Consider the following 15,894-nt stretch of genomic DNA (forward strand, 5'->3'; position numbering starts at 1 on the left):
CGGGCAGAACCCGCCCGTGACGGCCAACTGCCCGCTACACTCCCACCGCTCGACGTTTCCCCAGGTCAAGCCACGAAGTACTGCTGGAGTACTAGCACACCTGTACGCGCGAGTCGATGAAGCCGACTCGATGAAGCCTGGGCGATGAAGCCGACTCGATGAAGCCGGGGCGATGAAGCCGGGGCGATGAGGGCGTTCGCGAAAAGCCCGGGCGCCCCCACGAGGGGACACCCGGGCTCCCGGAGTGCGGCGCGGCCGCGGACTGCGCCTGCCTGCCTGGATCAGCCGTGCTTGGCGCGGCTCGCGGTGCGGGCGCGGTCGCGCTGGTCGAGGACGACCTTGCGGATGCGGACGGCCTCCGGGGTCACCTCGACGCACTCGTCGTCACGGCAGAACTCCAGCGACTGCTCCAGCGACAGCTTGCGCGGCGGGACGATCGCCTCGAACGAGTCGGCCGAGGAGGACCGCATGTTCGTGAGCTTCTTCTCCTTGGTGATGTTCACGTCCATGTCGTCGGAGCGCGAGTTCTCGCCGACGATCATGCCCTCGTACACCTCGGTGCCGGGGTCGGTGAACAGCACGCCGCGCTCCTGGAGGTTCGTCATCGCGAACGCGGTGACGGCGCCGGCGCGGTCGGCGACCAGCGAGCCGTTGTTACGGGTCGTCAGCGTGCCGAACCACGGCTCGTGGCCCTCGTGGATGGAGTGGGCGATGCCCGTGCCGCGCGTACCGGTCAGGAACTCGGTACGGAAGCCGATGAGACCGCGGGACGGCACGACGAACTCCATGCGGACCCAGCCCGAGCCGTGGTTGGACATGTTGTCCATCCGGCCCTTGCGGACGCCCATGAGCTGCGTGACGGCGCCCATGTGCTCCTCGGGCACGTCGATCGTCATGCGCTCGACCGGCTCGTAGACCTTGCCGTCGACGTCCTTCGTGACGACCTGCGGCTTGCCGATGGTCAGCTCGAAGCCCTCGCGGCGCATCTGCTCGACCAGGATGGCCAGCGCCAGCTCACCGCGGCCCTGCACCTCCCAGGCGTCGGGGCGCTCGGTGTCCAGGACCCGGAGGCTGACGTTACCGACCAGCTCGCGGTCGAGGCGGTCCTTGACCTGACGGGCGGTGACCTTGCGGTCCTTGACCGCGGCCTTGTTGTCGGCGCCCTTGCCGGTGCCGCCACGGCCGACCAGCGGCGAGGTGTTGGTGCCGATGGTCATGGAGATCGCCGGCTCGTCGACCGTGATGAGCGGCAGCGCGATCGGGTTCTCGGGGTCGGCGAGGGTCTCGCCGATCATGATGTCCGAGATGCCGGCGACGGCGCAGATGTCACCCGGGCCGGCCATCTCGGCGGGCTTGCGGGTGAGCGCCTCGGTCATCAGCAGCTCGGTGATGCGCACGTTGGACATCGTGCCGTCACGCTTGATCCAGGTGACGGTCTGGCCCTTGCGCAGCTCGCCCTGCTCGACGCGCAGCAGCGCGATACGGCCGAGGAAGTTGTCGGCGTCCAGGTTGGTGACGTGCGCCTGGAGCGGAGCCTGCTCGTCGTACTCCGGAGCCGGGACGTGCGACAGGATCGTGGAGAAGAAGGGCTCCAGGTTGTCGCTGTCCTTCGGGACCGTGCCGTCCTCCGGCTTGGTCAGCGAGGCGACGCCGTCCCGCGCACACGCGTAGACGATCGGGAACTCGATCTGGTCCTCGTCGGCGTCGAGGTCGAGGAAGAGGTCGTAGGCCTCGTTGACGACCTCGTCGATGCGCGAGTCGGGACGGTCCGTCTTGTTGATGCACAGGATGACGGGCAGGCGGGCCTGCAGCGCCTTGCGCAGCACGAAGCGGGTCTGCGGCAGCGGGCCCTCGGAGGCGTCCACGAGCAGCACGACGGCGTCGACCATCGACAGACCACGCTCGACCTCACCGCCGAAGTCGGCGTGACCGGGGGTGTCGATGATGTTGATCGTGACGACGTCCCCCCCGTCCTTGGGGTGGTACTTCACCGCCGTGTTCTTGGCGAGGATCGTGATGCCCTTCTCACGCTCCAGGTCGTTCGAGTCCATCATGCGGTCGTCGAGCGACTCGGCGGCGTGCGCGGCGAAGGCGCCCGCCTGCTTGAGCATGGCGTCGACCAGAGTCGTCTTGCCGTGGTCGACGTGGGCGACGATGGCTACGTTGCGAATGTCGTGGCGCGTGGCCATAAAGCGGCGTTCTCCCGGAGTGTGAGGGCGACCCTGCTGCGTACGTCTGTGTTACGCGGGCCCTGCCGGGCTTGACACGCCACGGCCTCACCCCATGGTACGTGGCCCGGCGGGGAAGGGCTTCCGCAGGGCCACACGGTTCATTCGGCGATCACCTCGCGCTCACTTCCGCGCCCGCTTCCGCGCCCGCTTCCGCGCTCTCTTCGCGCTCACTTCTTCGAGGAGCTCGCGGCGCCCTTCGCGCCCTTCGCGCCCTTCTTCAGGAAGCCCATGTCCTCGTAGACGGGGGTCTGGAAGCCGAAGGCGCCCGCGTTGACCACGTTCTTGCGGGCGGCCGTGAGCTGGGGGCGCTGGTAGAGAGGAATCGATCCGGCAGCCGCCCAGATTCGGGAGTCGGCCTTGCGGATCAGGGACCGCTCCTCGTCCGCGTCGAGGGTTCCGAGAGCCTGATCGAACAACTGATCGACCTGGTCGGTGCCGACCCGGGTGTAGTTCTGCTCCACGCTCAGCGAGCCGTCGGCGGCCGGCATCGGCTTGGCGTAGATCGGCCGGGCGTCGGTGGCGGGGAAGGCGGACGCGGGCCAGGAGTACAGGGCGAGGTCGTACTGGCCGGAAGCGATGTGGTCCTTGAAGTAGCTCTCGTCCGAGACCTTGGTGATCTCGGTGCCGATGCCGACCTTCGCCAGCATCCTCGTGATCCGCTCGGCGACCGCCGCCAGCGGCTCCGACCCCGGGCCGGACGGCAGCACGAACCGCAGTGTGAGCGCCTTGCCGTCCTTGGCCAGCGCCTTGGCGGGGGCCACGGCCGGCGCGGCGGTGCCCTGCGGCGCCGGGGTGCCCTGGGGCGCGGCGGTGCCCTGGGGCGCGGCGGTGCCCTGGGGCGCGGGGGTGCCCTTCGGGGCGTACGCGCCGGGGACGGCGCCCTGGTGCAGCTGCTTGTACTGCTTGCCGTCCTGGGCGAGCTGCCGCCCGCCGTCCTCGCCCTTGGCGGCGTGCCGCTTCTCCTCGCGGCCCGCCTCGGCCGGCGGCTTGTCGTCCTCGCCGACGATGTACGTGCCGTCGTTGCCGCCCGGGGAGTCGTCGTCGGCCTTCTTCCCCTTCGCCCCGGCGGCCTTCTCGTCCTTCGCCCCGGCGGCCTTCTCGCCCTGCGCGCCGGCCGCCTTCTCGCTCTTCGGCTGCTCCTTGACCGGGCCGCCGAGCACCCAGCCGGCATCCGCGAGCAGCGCCTGCGCCTCGGAGGTGTCCTGCCCGCCCAGCGCCCCGCTGTTGTCGGCGTACGCGTCCTGCCCGGCCAGGGCCAGGTGACTGCCGACGGGCTCCGCGGGCAGGCCCAGCGGCTTCAGCACGAGCTTGGCCAGTTCCCTGCGGTCCAGCGCACGGGCGACGGCCCGCCGCACCCGCTCGTCCGCCAGCGGCCCGTCCGCGCCGTTCAACGCCAGCTGCGTGTACGCCGGCTCCAGCGAGCGGCGCACCTCGAAGTCGCGCAGCGCCTTCTGCTGCTGCTCCCACTCTGCGATCGCCCTGGTCAGCTTCGTCCGGTCGTCGGCCGCGTCCTCGGTCCGCTCCTCTTCGGGGCCGTGGGCGAGGGCCCAGGAGCGCGGCGCCTTCGCGGCGGTGCGCCCGCCGCCGGGACCGGCGAGCGGTCCGGCCGTGCCGTTCGCGGCGCCCTCGACGCGCTGCGCGCCGGCCGGGTCGATCTCGGCCAGGTCGAGCTTCCCGGCGGCCAGCGCGGACGCCCGCTCGTTCCTGGGGACGGCCGTCAGCACGATCTCGGAGAGCTTGGCCTGGCGCCCCCACCAGCGCGGGTTGCGGGTGAGGCGCACCTGGCCCGCCTTGCGGTCGACCTTGTTCACCAGGAACGGCCCCGCGGTCACCTTCAGCTTGCCGCGCGCCCCGTCGTTGAAGGAGTCGGGCGTGCCCATGACCTCCTTCGGGTACAGCGGCGAGAACAGCGACCGCCAGTCGGCGTAGCGCTGCTTGAAGGTGACCCGGACCTCCAGGTCGTTGGCGCCGCGCTCGATCTTCTCGATGCGGTCGTAGCCGGCGTTGCGGGCCGTCCAGTAGGCGCTGTCCTTGCCGGACAGGGCGCGCCACTGGGCGGCGAAGTCGGCGGCGCCGATCTCCCGGCCGTCGCTCCAGACGGCCTGCTGGTTCAGCCGGTACAGCACGACCTGCTTGGGCTCGGTGTCGACGACCTTCGCGGACTCCAGGTAGTCGGCGTCGCGCCGCGGCCGTCCGTTCACGTCCAGCCGGTACATCGCGGGCAGCACGGCCTGGGCGACCCGGGTGGTCGTGGCGTCGGCGTCCGACTGGAAGGCGTTGAGGGTCTCCGGCACCGTGTCCACCGCCCAGCGCAGCGTGCCGCCCTCGGCGACCCGGGCGCGGGCGGCCGGGGCGATGTCCTGGCGGGCCAGGGGCTTGCCGGCCTCGTCGGCGGAGCCACAGCCGGCCAGCAGGGGCACCGCGAGCGCACCCGCGGTGAGGAAGACGACCGAGCGCCGGACCGCGCGCGGGCCGACGCCGTGGTGGGACATCGACATCTCTGGTACCTCCGGGGAGCCGCTACCGGTGCGTTCTGATCACATTTGGCGGTATTTTGGAGTTGATCAGATCTACGGCTCACTGAAGAGGAAAGGGTTCGCCTGCCGGAAGCGACACGGCGGCGGGGGGCTCCAAGGCCACTCGTGCGGAGCAACGCACCCCTTCCGCATCCGCCAATCGCTGCACACGCCTTCACATCGACCGGTGTGACGCGCAACACTCGCAGGCGCATGAACGTTGCCGTCCAGGGCTGCGGCCCACGGAAGCGAGGTACGTCATGTCCGTGCACGACGACCTGACATCGGTCCAGCGCTGCCTCGACGATCTCTCCCGGTCCGTCGGCCGCCTGGAGCAGCATCTGGGCAGCGGTGGTCTGGAGATGCGCCGCGTGCGCACCGACGCCGACCATCTGCGCGAGAGTCTCGCGCTGCTGCGCGAGGCGGCCGCCCATCCGGCCTCGTCGCGCAAGCCCGAGCTCGTCACCATCCCCGACACCCCGTACGACGACTCCCTGTGGATCGACACCGACGACGAGGGACTCGGCGCCCGGGACCGACACGCACCCTGACCCGACCGGAGTCCTGAGTTGGCCACTGGTACGGAACCTCCACCCACCGACCCCCATCCCCCGAGCGGCGTACGCGGCGCCGGCCGCGCCGCGATCGCCGCGCCCCATCTGCGGACCGACCGCTGGTGGCTGGCCCCCGCCGCCACCGCCGCCGGTCTGCTGGCGTTCATCGCCTACTCGACCTGGCGGGCCTTCGCGAACGCGGACTACTACGCGGCGCCGTACGTCTCGCCGTTCTACTCCCCGTGCCTGGCGGATAACTGCCGGCCCATGCACGCGGGTCCCAACGCGGAGCTCTTCGGCGGCTGGTGGGGCCTCTCCCCCGCGATCATCATCCTGATCTTCCCGCTCGGCTTCCGGCTGACCTGCTACTACTACCGCAAGGCCTACTACCGGGGCTTCTGGGCGTCCCCGCCGGCCTGCGCGGTGGCCGAGCCGCACCAGAAGTACACCGGTGAGACCCGCTTCCCGCTGATCCTGCAGAACATCCACCGGTACTTCTTCTACGCGGCGATCGTCGTGGCCGGGATCCTGACGTACGACACCGTGCTCGCCTTCCGCGACGAGCACTACGCGTGGGGCCACATGGGCCTGGGCACCCTGGTCTTCCTGCTCAACATCACGCTGATCTGGGCGTACACGCTGTCCTGCCACTCCTGCCGGCACATCGTCGGCGGCAAGCTGAAGCACTTCTCCAAACACCCGGCGCGCTACAAGGCGTGGCAGTTCGTCGGCCGGCTCAACGCCCGCCACATGCTGCTGGCCTGGGCGTCGCTGGTGAGCGTGGCGCTCGCCGACTTCTACGTGTATCTCGTCGCGTCCGGTGTCTTCGACGATCCGAGGTTTTTCTAGATGCTGCCGAACCTGATGAGTGGGGCCTGCTGATGTCCGTGGTCGACCGCCAGGAGTGGGACGTCGTCGTGGTCGGGGCGGGCGGCGCCGGGCTGCGTGCCGCCATCGAGGCCCGCGAGCGCGGCGCCCGCACCGCCGTCATCTGCAAGTCGCTGTTCGGCAAGGCGCACACGGTGATGGCCGAGGGCGGCATCGCGGCGGCGATGGCCAACGCCAACGAGCACGACAACTGGCAGGTCCACTTCCGCGACACCCTGCGCGGCGGCAAGTTCCTCAACCAGTGGCGGATGGCCGAGCTGCACGCCCAGGAGGCCCCGGACCGGGTGTGGGAGCTGGAGACCTGGGGCGCCCTCTTCGACCGCACCAAGGACGGCCGGATCTCCCAGCGCAACTTCGGCGGCCACGAGTACCCGCGCCTCGCGCACGTCGGCGACCGTACGGGCCTGGAGCTGATCCGCACCCTCCAGCAGAAGATCGTCTCCCTCCAGCAGGAGGACTTCAAGGAGACCGGCGACTACGAGTCCCGGCTCAAGGTCTTCCAGGAGTGCACGGTCACCCGGGTCCTGAAGGACGGCTCGCGCGTGTCCGGCGTCTTCGCCTACGAGCGCGAGAGCGGCCGTTTCTTCGTCCTGCAGGCGCCCTCCGTGGTGATCGCGACCGGCGGCATCGGCAAGTCCTTCAAGGTGACGTCGAACTCGTGGGAGTACACCGGCGACGGCCACGCGCTGGCCCTGCTCGCCGGCGCGCCGCTGCTCAACATGGAGTTCGTGCAGTTCCACCCGACGGGCATGGTCTGGCCGCCGTCGGTGAAGGGCATCCTCGTCACGGAGTCCGTCCGCGGGGACGGCGGGGTGCTGCGCAACTCCGAGGGCAAGCGGTTCATGTTCGACTACGTCCCCGACGTCTTCAAGGAGAAGTACGCGGAGTCGGAGGAGGAGGGCGACCGCTGGTACGAGGACCCGGACCACAACCGGCGGCCGCCGGAGCTCCTCCCGCGTGACGAGGTGGCCCGCGCGATCAACTCGGAGGTGAAGGCGGGCCGCGGCTCCCCGCACGGCGGAGTCTTCCTCGACGTGTCCACGCGCATGCCCGCCGAGGTCATCCGCCGCCGGCTCCCGTCCATGTACCACCAGTTCAAGGAGCTGGCGGACGTCGACATCACCGCGGAGGCCATGGAGGTCGGGCCGACCTGTCACTACGTGATGGGCGGCATCGCGGTCGACTCCGAGACGGCCGCCGCCCGCGGGGTGCCGGGCCTGTTCGCGGCCGGCGAGGTGGCCGGCGGCATGCACGGCTCCAACCGGCTCGGCGGCAACTCGCTCTCCGACCTGCTGGTGTTCGGCCGCCGGGCGGGCCTGCACGCCGCGCAGTACACGGCGGCCCTCGGCGCGGGCCGCCCGGCGGTGGCCGACGAGCAGGTCGACGCGGCCGCGGCGGAGGCGCTGCGTCCGTTCTCCGCGGAGGGCCCGGCCGCCCCCGACGGCCGCCCGCCGGAGAACCCGTACACCCTGCACCAGGAGCTCCAGCAGACCATGAACGACCTGGTCGGCATCATCCGCCGCGAGGGCGAGATGGAGCAGGCCCTGGAGAAGCTGGCCGAGCTGCGCGTACGGGCGCGGCGGGCCGGCGTCGAGGGGCACCGGCAGTTCAACCCGGGCTGGCACCTCGCGCTGGACCTGCGCAACATGCTGCTGGTCAGCGAGTGCGTGGCCCGGGCGGCCCTGGAGCGCACGGAGTCGCGCGGCGGCCACACCCGCGAGGACCACCCGACGATGGACCGCAGGTGGCGCAACGTCAACCTGCTGTGCGCACCGGCCGACCCCTTCGGCGACCCGGAGTCGACGGACCCCGTCCAGGGCCGGATCACCCTCACCCGCGAGACCACCGAGCCCATCCGCCCCGACCTGCTCGCCCTCTTCGAGAAGGAGGAGCTGGTCAAGTACCTCACCGAAGAGGAGCTGTACGAATGAGCAGCTACGACGCCCACTTCAAGGTGTGGCGGGGTGACGTGCGGGGCGGCGGCCTGGACGACTTCAAGGTCGAGGTGAACGACGGCGAGGTGGTCCTGGACATCATCCACCGCCTCCAGGCCACCCAGGCGCCCGACCTCGCCGTCCGCTGGAACTGCAAGGCGGGCAAGTGCGGGTCGTGTTCGGCGGAGATCAACGGGCGGCCCCGGCTGATGTGCATGACCCGTATGTCGGTCTTCGAGCGCGCGGAGACCATCACCGTCACGCCGCTGCGCGCCTTCCCGGTGATCCGCGACCTCGTCACGGACGTCGGGTTCAACTACCAGAAGGCGCGGGAGGTGCCGTCGTTCGTGCCGCCCGAGGGCGTCGGCCCCGGCGAGTACCGCATGATGCAGGAGGACGTGGACCGCTCGCAGGAGTTCCGCAAGTGCATCGAGTGCTTCCTGTGCCAGGACACCTGCCATGTGGTCCGCGACCACGAGGAGAACAAACCGGCGTTCGCGGGTCCCCGCTTCCTCATGCGGGTCGCCGAGCTGGACATGCACCCGCTGGACGCCGCCGAGGAGTCCGGCGTCGACCGCAAGCGCACGGCCCAGGACGAACACGGCCTCGGCTACTGCAACATCACCAAGTGCTGCACGGAGGTCTGCCCCGAGGGCATCAAGATCACGGACAACGCGCTGATCCCCCTGAAGGAACGCGCGGTCGACCGCAAGTACGACCCGCTGGTCTGGCTGGGCTCGAAGATCAGGAGGCGCTCGTCGTAGGCGTAGAAGTGCAGGCGGGACGTACGGCCGGGACGCCGTAGCAGGACGTCTCAGCAGGACGTCTCAGCAGGACGCCGCCGCCCGGCGAGGCGCTCACCGGACCCAGCCCTCTTCGTACGCCGTCCAGTCGGTCTCCGTCGCCGTGAAGTCCACGTACGCCGCGACGCCGAAGTTCTCGCGGTCGGCGTCCGTGCGGGACAGGCCCAGGCGGACGCCCCGGACGGCGGCGGCCACGGTCTCCGCGTGCGCCCAGTGGCCGAAACGGTTCTCCCGGTAGAAAGGCAGGCCCATCAGGAGGTCGGTGGAGTCCGGGGTGACCTCCAGGGCGAGCGAGGTCTGCTGGGCGACGTAGCCGCCGTAGGTGCTCTGCAGCGGCTGCATGGTGTCGTACGACATCACGGCGATCTGGTCGACGCGGCGGGCGACCTGGCCGAAGAACCGCTGCGACCACCACTTGGGGTGGCCGGTGGTCGTGCCCCAGAAGGAGTGGAAGCCGGGCACCGGGTCGATCTGGTGGGCGGCCACGGAGAGTTGCGCGTTTGCGGCGCGGGTGACGGCGCGCAGGGAGTCGAGGAGGGCGAGGTAGTCGCCGTCGTCGGAGTGGAGGGGTTCGAGGTCGAAGTGGGCGCCCTGGAAGCCGGCGGCGAGGATCTCGCGGGTCGACCGGACGACGGCGGCGCGGGTCTCGGCCCGCTCCAGCCGCATGCCGTCCGGGCTCTCGCTGGCGAGCACGTCTCCGAGCCAGGCCTGGACGCGGAGCCCCGGCGCCTCCCGGTGCACGGCGGCTATGAACCACCGCGCGTTGGCGTACGCGGACGCGGGGAGGGTGCCGTTGTGCTCCAGTGGCCCGGCGTGGACGTACAGGTCGTGCATCCCGGTGCCGCGCAGCCGCCCGGCGAGCGCCTTGACGTCGGCGTCGGTCTTCCGCCCGTCGACCCAGGCGTGTCCCAGCCAGATGGCGTCCTTGCCGCGGGTGCGGGCGCTGTCGGCCGGGTCGCCCAGGTAGTTCACCCGCAGAGCCGCCTCGGCGACGAGAACCGGTCCGAGCAGGACCAGCGCGACGACGAGCGCAACGCGACGCAGCCGCCGCCCGCGCCGCCCATCTGCCTCGACGCGCCCACCACCGGGCGACCCCACCGAAACACCCGCACCCTCGGCGGGAATCGCCCCCTGCGCCCCCTCTTGCTCCTCCCGCTCCTCGCGCCCTTCCCGCTCCTCCCGCTCCTCCCGCTCCTCCCGCTCCTCCCGCTCCTCGCGCCCTTCCCGCTCCTCGCGCCCTTCCCGCTCCTCCCGCTCCTCCCGCTCCTCCCGCTCCTCCCGCTCCTCGCGCTCCTCGCGCCCTCCCCGCTCCTCCCGCTCCTCCCGCTCCTCCCGCTCCTCCCGCTCCTCCCGCTCCTCCCGCTCCTCGCGCCCTCCCCGCTCCTCCCGCTCCTCCCGCTCCTCCCGCTCCTCCCGCTCCTCCCGCTCCTCGCGCCCTCCCCGCTTCTCCTTCTTCTTCACCGCGGCGTCGGTCCCCGTCGGTGTCTCCGCCGCGGGTTCCTCGTCCGTCTCCGCGTTTCTGTCCGACCCCGTCCGCCCCGGTGATCGTTTCATCGCCGGTCCCCCTCCCGTGTCGTTCCGTCCCACGGCCCCCGCCTCGGGTGCATCCCGGTCGCGTGGCTGTATTCGCGGCCATACGCTCCCAAATGTGACCTCTTCCTTGCTTCGAGGCCGAGCGCGGCCCGCCGGGTCGCACATATCCGTGCGGGTGGCTCATGCCGTGCTGGGTGGTGCGCTTGGGGTCGTGTGGCTGGTGTTGCCGGGGATGACGTCCGGTGACGACGCTCCGGTTGCGATCAAGGAACCGGCGCCCGCCGCGAGCGCCGTCGCGGCCGACGAGGACGAGACGTCCGCCACCGATCTGGTGCTCCCGCTCGTCGCGGTCGGCGCGGCGGGCGCGGTCGCCGGGTACGGGTACCTGCGCCGGGTCCGTCGCGCCCGGGAGCGGACCACCCCCGGCGGGGTCGGCAGCCCGCCGCCGGCGAAGGCGTCGCCACCGCTCGCCGCCCGCGACGAGCAGTCCTGCGCGGCGCTGGTCGAGGCCGACAACCGGCTCCGCGCGGCGCGCACCGAACTCGGCTTCGCCGAGACGCTGTTCGGGACGGAGGCCGTCGTCGGCTTCCGCCGGGCCGTCCACGAGGGGGAGTCCGAGCTCGCGGCCGCGTTCCGGATGCGGCAGCGGTACGACGAGGGGGTGCCGGCGGAGGAGGCGGCCCGGGGGCACGCGCTCGCCGGGATCATCGGGCGGTGCGAGGAGGCCGGCCGGCGGCTGGACGCCGTGGCCGACGCGTTCGGGGAGCTGCGGGGGCTGGAACGGGGGACGGACGAGGCGCTGGGGGTGTCAGGGGCGCTGGGGATCGCCGAGCGCAGGTTCCGGGAGCTGACGGGGCGTGCGGGGGTCGCGGAAGCGGTCCTCGCCGGACTCCGGGCCCGGTACGCGCCGACCGCCACCGCCTCCGTCACCGGCAACGTCGAACAGGCCAAGGACCGGCTCGTGTTCGCCACCGTCCGGCTCAACCAGGCCCGCCAGGCGGCCGATTCGGGTCGGCCGGAGGGGGCGGCACGGCAGCTGCGGGCCGCCGAGGGCGCCGTCGACCAGGCGGCCGTCTTCGTCGAGGGCGTCGACCGGCTGGCCACGGAACTACGGTCGGCCGAGCAGACGATCCCGGCCGCCCTGACGGGCGCGGAGGCCGAGCTGGCCTGGGCCCGGGCGGGGGGAGCCGCCCACGGCCCTGCCGGCACACCGCCAGGTGAGCTGCACGCCCGGCTGGCGCATGCCGACGCCGTGCTGGACTCCGTACGGCAGGAGCTGACCGGAGGGCAGCCCTACGATCCCCTCGGCGTGCTGCGCCGGATCGTGCGGGCGACCGCGCCGGTCGCCTCCGGGCGGGCCGGGGTGCTGCCGGCCGCCGCCCTGATCACCGCCCGCACCGCCACCGCCGCCGCGGCCGACTTCGTGGCGACGCACCGCGGCGCGGTCGGCGCCACCGCCCGCACCCGCCTCGCCGAGGCGCAACGACTCCTCGCGACAGGGGACCCCACGGACCGCCCACCGGCCGACGCCCTCGCCCTGGCGGCCCGGGAACTGGCCGAACTCGACGTGAGAACGCGCGGCACCCCCTATCCGACCGCAACGGCAGGCACCGGCGGCGCCGTCCTCGGCGGCATAGTCCCACCCGAAAACCCCGACACCGGCACCCCCGCAGGCTTCACCACCCCAGCCGCCCCCGCCTGACCCACACCGACGCAGACCCACCGGCACCACCCCGGCCGAAGACCCCGACACCGGCACCCCCGCAGGCTTCACCACCCCAGCCGCCCCCGCCTGACCCACACCGACGCACGCCCACCGGCACCACCCCGGCCGAAGACCCCAACACCGGCACCCCCGCAGGCTTCACCACCCCAGCCGGCCCCGCCTGACCCACACCGACGCACGCCCACCGGCACCACCCCGGCCGAAGACCCCGACACCGACACCCCCGCAGGCATCACCACCCCAGCCGGCCCCGCCCCCACCTAACCCCGCAGGCGCGCGCAACCCAGCCGGGTCGGTCGGTCGTAGCCCGGGCGGGGGCGGGGGTCAGAACAGGCTCAGGAGGGCCTCTGCCGGGTCTGTCAGGCCTGTTTCGCCGTCCGGGAGGGGGAGTTCGAACCACACCGTCTTGCCGCGGGGGGTGCGGCGCGAGCCCCACGCCGCGGAGAGGAGGCCCACGAGCTGGAGGCCGCGGCCGCCCTCGTCGGTGTCGCGGGCGCGACGGCGGCGCGGCTGGACGAGGCCCGAGTCCCAGACCTCGCAGACCAGGGTGCGGTCCAGCAGCAGCCGGAGCCTGATCTCGCCCTCGCCGTACCGCAGCGCGTTCGTGACCAGTTCGCTGACCAGCAGTTCCGTCGTGTCGACGAGGGGTTCGAGGTCCCAGGAGAGCAGCTGGCCGCGCGCGTACTCGCGCGCCCGGCCCACACTGCGCGGCTCGCGGGGCAGCGTCCAGTCGCCGACCGAGTCGGCGGGCAGGCCCTGGACACGTGCCATCAGCAGCGCGATGTCGTCCTCGCCGTGGTGCGAGTCGAGGGTGTTGAGGACGTGGTCGCAGACGTCCTCCAGCGGACTGACCGGGTCCGTCAGCGCCCCCACGAACGCGTTGAGGCCCTCGTCCAGCGGGTGGTCGCGCGATTCGACCAGTCCATCCGTGTAGAGCGCCAGCAGCGCGCCTTCGGGGAGTTCGACCTCCACCTCCTCGAAGGGCTCGCCCCCGACGCCGAGCGGCATGCCCGGCGGCACGTCCAGCATCAGCGCCGGCTCGCCGGGCTCGACCAGGACGGGGGGCAGATGACCGGCGTTGGCGAAGGTGCACCGGCGGGTCACCGAGTCGTAGACCGCGTACACGCACGTCGCGAGGTACACCTCGGACAGGTCGGCCTCGCGGGGGCGGCGGGCGGCCCGGGTGGCCTGCTGGACGCCGCCCGGCGTGCCGAGGCCGCGCGCGATCTCGTCCAGCGCGGAGAGGACTTCGGCCGGTTCGAGGTCGAGCAGCGCCAAGGTGCGCACGGCCGTACGGAGTTCGCCCATCGCGACCGCGGCGCGCAGCCCCCGCCCCATGACGTCGCCGACCACCAACGCGGTACGGTGACCGGGCAGTTCGATGACGTCGAACCAGTCGCCGCCGACCTCGCTGGGCCGGCCGGTGGAGGCGTTGCCGGGGAGGTAGCGGCAGGCGATGTCGAGGCCCGAGGCCACCGGGTCGCCGGGCGGCAGCAGCGACCGTTGCAGTATCAACGCCCGCTCGTGCTCGCGCCGGTACAGCCGTGCGTTGTCGATGCAGACCGCGGCCCGCGCCGCCAGCTCCACGGCGAGATCCCGGTCGCGGTCCCCGAACGGCTCGCTGCCCTTGGTGCGCGAGAACTGCGCCAGGCCGACGACGGTGTCGTGGGCGACCATCGGGACGGCGAGGGTGGACTGCACCAGGCCGCCCTCCTCGCCGGGGATGGCCTGCGGGCGGGCGGTGCGCAGGGCGTCCGCGCAGGGCGAGTTGAACGGGAAGTGGTGGACGGCGCCGACGGCGACGGGCGCGCCGGCGCCGGCGAACGGGGCGTCGGAGACGGCGGAGGAGAAGGCGACCCGGCGCAGTTCGGCGCTGCCGTCGGCGAGGCCGGGCGGGGTCTCGTCGCCGGCCAGGAGACCCTGGTAGAGGTCGACGGTGGCGAGGTCGCAGAAGCCGGGCACGACGACGTCGAGGAGTTCGCGCGCGGTCGTCTCCAGGTCGAGGGAGTTCCCTATGCGGGTGCCTGCCTCGTTCAGAAGGGCGAGATTGCGCCGTGCGGCGGCGGCCTCGCGGGCGGCGGCGCGGCGGGCGGTGTTGTCTATGCCGAGCCAGGCGATGCCGATGGGGCGGCCGGAGCCGCTGTGCACGCGGTAGAGGTTGATCGACCAGTGCCGGCGCTCGTCGGAGCCCGGGACGTAGCCGGTGATGTGCATGTCCGTGATGGAGTCGCCGGTCTCCAGGACCCGGCGCAGGGTGGCGCTGACCCGGTCGGCCTCGGACCGGGGCAGATAGTCGTGCACGCCCTTGCCGCGGTGGTCGTCGGGGCTGCCGCCGAAGACGGAGGCGAACCGCTCGTTGGCGCGGCGGACCCGCAGCTCGGTGTCGATCAGCAGGAAGCCGAACGGGGATTGGCCGAAAATCGACTGCGAGGCGGCGAGGTCGGTCTCGATGGTGCGGAGCGTGCGGACGTCGACGACGATGCACACGGCGGCCTTCTCGCCGTCCAGGCTGCGCGTCGGCATGACGTACACCTCGGCGAGGCCCTGCTCGCCGCGCCCGCCGCCGGGCACCGGGTCGGGCACCCGGAAGGGGACCACGCCGGTCCACTCGCGCCCGTCGAGGATCTCGGCCATCTTGCGCTGGCCGCGCTCGCGCAGGTCCGGGTCGACGAACGCCTCTATGGGGTCCATGCCGACGGCTCTGTCGGCCGGGATGCCGAGGATCTGCTCGGCGCGCAGACTCCACTGGTCGACGAGGCCGTCGGGGCCGATGGAGAACGAGGCGACCTTGATGTAGTCGTAGATCGAGCCGGGCGGACTGCTCTGCCACATGGCGTCACCCGGCGTCCCCGCCTCGCCCGACCCGTCGGCGAAGTCGCGCGCGGCGTCGGCGGCGAGCGCACTCGCGGCCCTCGCCCTCGCGCCGCCCGACGGGTCCTCGGACTCCGTGGCCTTCGCTGGTATCTCGCTCACGCGAACCGTCCCCTCCAGCTCACCGCGTCCGGCACCGGTCACCGGCAGCGGCTGCCCGCAGTATCCAGCACTACGGGTCCGCACGACACGGTGTTCACGATCACAGCACGGCCCAGGCTTTTTTCGGACCGTGCCGCGTCAACACTTCCAGTCTTCTAACCAGCGGGCACGCCGTCGAACCACTCCTTCCGGGACCGGTCGCAACCGGAGCCGGACGGGGGACACGGCCACCCCGGCTGTACACCGGCTCATCCCCGCGAGACGGGGCGTCAACCCGGTACCGCGAGTTCGAACCACACCGTTTTTCCGGTGTCCCCGGGACGGGTGCCCCACCGGCGCGAGGAGGAGGCAACGAGCTGCAGTCCGCGCCCGCTCTCGTCGTCGGGCCGGGCGACGCGCTCGCGGGGCGGGTCCGGCAGCGGGTCGGAGACCTCGACCAGCAGCACACCCGCCAGGCCGGCGGGGCGCACCAGACGGACGCCGATGGGGCCGGTGGCGTGCCGCAGGGCGTTGGTGACCAGCTCGCTGACCAGCAGGGCCGCGATGTCGCCCAGGCTGTCGAGGTCCCAGCCGTGCAACTGGCTCCGGACGGCGCCGCGGGCGGTGCGCACCGCACCGGGGTCCGCGGGGAACGTCCATTCGGCGCGGTCGCCATCGGTGTCGATCACGCCGATCACTTCCCAGGCCAGCGAGTACACCCATGTCCGGTTTCGTGGGGTTAATGGGCACATACCCG

General features: G+C 72.2%; 10 protein-coding genes. 5 read left to right on the plus strand and 5 right to left on the minus strand.

Annotated elements, in window-relative coordinates; translation table 11 throughout:
• Positions 1–281: 281 nt before the first annotated feature.
• Positions 282–2,189 carry a translational GTPase TypA gene (typA, locus tag ACIBAF_RS07145; RefSeq protein WP_399462121.1) on the minus strand — a complete coding sequence of 636 codons (1,908 nt, stop codon included), beginning with the start codon at positions 2,187–2,189 and terminating at the stop codon, positions 282–284.
• Positions 2,190–2,398: 209 nt separating this feature from the next.
• Positions 2,399–4,723 carry an ABC transporter family substrate-binding protein gene (locus ACIBAF_RS07150; RefSeq protein WP_399462380.1) on the minus strand — a complete coding sequence of 775 codons (2,325 nt, stop codon included), beginning with the start codon at positions 4,721–4,723 and terminating at the stop codon, positions 2,399–2,401.
• A 284-nt stretch (positions 4,724–5,007) separates the two neighbouring features.
• Here ACIBAF_RS07150 and ACIBAF_RS07155 point away from each other — a divergent pair, with 284 nt between their 5' ends.
• From ACIBAF_RS07155 to ACIBAF_RS07170, 4 genes are read left to right on the plus strand one after another with little or no spacing between them, the layout of a single operon-like run.
• On the plus strand, positions 5,008–5,298 hold the full coding sequence (locus ACIBAF_RS07155) for a hypothetical protein (RefSeq protein ID WP_399462122.1): 291 nt from the start codon (positions 5,008–5,010) through the stop codon (positions 5,296–5,298).
• A gap of 18 nt (positions 5,299–5,316) precedes the next feature.
• A complete protein-coding gene (locus ACIBAF_RS07160; protein ID WP_399462123.1) occupies positions 5,317–6,150 on the plus strand; it encodes a hypothetical protein in 834 nt (277 codons plus the stop codon).
• A gap of 32 nt (positions 6,151–6,182) precedes the next feature.
• Positions 6,183–8,120 carry a fumarate reductase/succinate dehydrogenase flavoprotein subunit gene (locus ACIBAF_RS07165; RefSeq protein WP_399462124.1) on the plus strand — a complete coding sequence of 646 codons (1,938 nt, stop codon included), beginning with the start codon at positions 6,183–6,185 and terminating at the stop codon, positions 8,118–8,120.
• Positions 8,117–8,887: a succinate dehydrogenase/fumarate reductase iron-sulfur subunit gene (locus ACIBAF_RS07170; RefSeq protein ID WP_399462125.1), complete on the plus strand. Its 771-nt coding sequence runs from the start codon at positions 8,117–8,119 to the stop codon at positions 8,885–8,887. Before ACIBAF_RS07165 ends, ACIBAF_RS07170 begins: the two co-directional genes overlap by 4 nt.
• 93 nt (positions 8,888–8,980) lie before the next feature.
• On the opposite strand, the gene ACIBAF_RS07175 is transcribed toward ACIBAF_RS07170, so the two are convergent.
• Positions 8,981–10,024, minus strand: coding sequence for a hypothetical protein (locus ACIBAF_RS07175; protein ID WP_399462381.1), 1,044 nt, complete (start codon positions 10,022–10,024; stop codon positions 8,981–8,983).
• 667 nt (positions 10,025–10,691) lie between these two features.
• Between ACIBAF_RS07175 and ACIBAF_RS07180 the strand changes: the two genes are divergently transcribed.
• Complete coding sequence (locus ACIBAF_RS07180) at positions 10,692–12,161, plus strand: hypothetical protein (RefSeq protein ID WP_399462126.1); 1,470 nt, start codon at positions 10,692–10,694, stop codon at positions 12,159–12,161.
• A gap of 348 nt (positions 12,162–12,509) precedes the next feature.
• On the opposite strand, the gene ACIBAF_RS07185 is transcribed toward ACIBAF_RS07180, so the two are convergent.
• Positions 12,510–15,158 carry a SpoIIE family protein phosphatase gene (locus ACIBAF_RS07185; RefSeq protein ID WP_399462127.1) on the minus strand — a complete coding sequence of 883 codons (2,649 nt, stop codon included), beginning with the start codon at positions 15,156–15,158 and terminating at the stop codon, positions 12,510–12,512.
• A gap of 269 nt (positions 15,159–15,427) precedes the next feature.
• On the minus strand, positions 15,428–15,856 hold the full coding sequence (locus tag ACIBAF_RS07190; protein WP_399462128.1) for an ATP-binding protein: 429 nt from the start codon (positions 15,854–15,856) through the stop codon (positions 15,428–15,430).
• Positions 15,857–15,894: the final 38 nt, after the last annotated feature.

Origin of the sequence: Streptomyces sp. NPDC051677, from assembly GCF_044453465.1 — a bacterium.
Lineage (GTDB): Bacteria > Actinomycetota > Actinomycetes > Streptomycetales > Streptomycetaceae > Streptomyces.

What these genes read in the sequence shown, in the direction of transcription:
- typA (WP_399462121.1), bottom strand. Translation starts at nt 2,189, where the DNA reads ATGGCCACGCGCCACGACATTCGCAACGTAGCCATCGTCGCCCACGTC.
- ACIBAF_RS07150 (WP_399462380.1), bottom strand. Translation starts at nt 4,723, where the DNA reads ATGTCCCACCACGGCGTCGGCCCGCGCGCGGTCCGGCGCTCGGTCGTC.
- ACIBAF_RS07155 (WP_399462122.1), top strand. Translation starts at nt 5,008, where the DNA reads ATGTCCGTGCACGACGACCTGACATCGGTCCAGCGCTGCCTCGACGAT.
- ACIBAF_RS07165 (WP_399462124.1), top strand. Translation starts at nt 6,183, where the DNA reads ATGTCCGTGGTCGACCGCCAGGAGTGGGACGTCGTCGTGGTCGGGGCG.
- ACIBAF_RS07170 (WP_399462125.1), top strand. Translation starts at nt 8,117, where the DNA reads ATGAGCAGCTACGACGCCCACTTCAAGGTGTGGCGGGGTGACGTGCGG.
- ACIBAF_RS07180 (WP_399462126.1), top strand. Translation starts at nt 10,692, where the DNA reads ATGACGTCCGGTGACGACGCTCCGGTTGCGATCAAGGAACCGGCGCCC.